This is a genomic window from Roseomonas acroporae (genome assembly GCF_023223525.1).
In the GTDB taxonomy this organism is placed as follows: Bacteria; Pseudomonadota; Alphaproteobacteria; order Acetobacterales; family Acetobacteraceae; genus Roseomonas_E; species Roseomonas_E acroporae.
The window spans coordinates 1-745 of sequence record NZ_JALPRX010000265.1; the positions used below are offsets into that span (position 1 = coordinate 1).

Below are 745 nucleotides of genomic sequence, written 5' to 3' on the forward strand. Positions count from 1 at the left end.
CCGCTCACCGCGAGCTGCCAGGCGCCGAGGAAGGCCGCCAGCAGGACCAGCGAGACGATCGCGGCACGGGCGTTGAGGCCGACGTGGCGCATCAGGACCTCCGGATGGCGAAGGAGCTCACGTAGTCCTCCGGCTTCGCGGGATCGAAGGCCCGGCCCATCACGACGATGGTGCGCCCGCTCGCCCGCGCCGGATCGAGCCCCGCCTCGCGCATGGCGCGCTCGGCATCGGTGGCGAGATAGACCTGCCGCGCGACGGCGGCGTAGTCGACGTCGCCGCGGATCTGCCCCCAGCGCTTCATCTGGGTCAGGATCCAGATCGCGAAGCTGTCCCAGGGCATCGGCGCGAAGCCCACGCGCTCCGGCACGCGCCGCACCGTGCCGAGCCCGTCGGCGAAGGTGCCGGTCAGCACCTGCTGCACCACCACCTCCGGCTGGTTCAGGTAGTTGGCCGGCGCGATGGCGGCCGCGATCTCCTTGCGGTTCTCGGGCTTCGCGGCATAGGCGGTGGCGTCGACGATGGCGCGCAGCATGGCGTGGTAGGTGTTGGGCGCGGCCTGCGCCACCTCCCGCCCGATGCCGAAGGAGCAGCACGGGTGCCCGTCCCAGATCTCGCGCGAGAGGAGGTGGATGAAGCCGACGCCGTCGTAGACGGCGCGCTGGTTCACCGGGTCGGGGCCGAGGAAGCCGTCGAAGTTGCCCGAGCGCAGGTTGGCCACCATCTCGGGCGGCGCCACCACGCGCAA

1 protein-coding gene is annotated in these 745 nt (G+C 71.9%); it reads right to left on the reverse strand.

Annotated features, from left to right (window positions below; translation table 11 throughout):
* Positions 1 to 91: 91 nt before the first annotated feature.
* Positions 92 to 745, reverse strand: a 654-nt coding sequence (locus M0638_RS28435; RefSeq protein ID WP_248670325.1) for an ABC transporter substrate-binding protein, incomplete at its 5' end; no start/stop codon positions are given.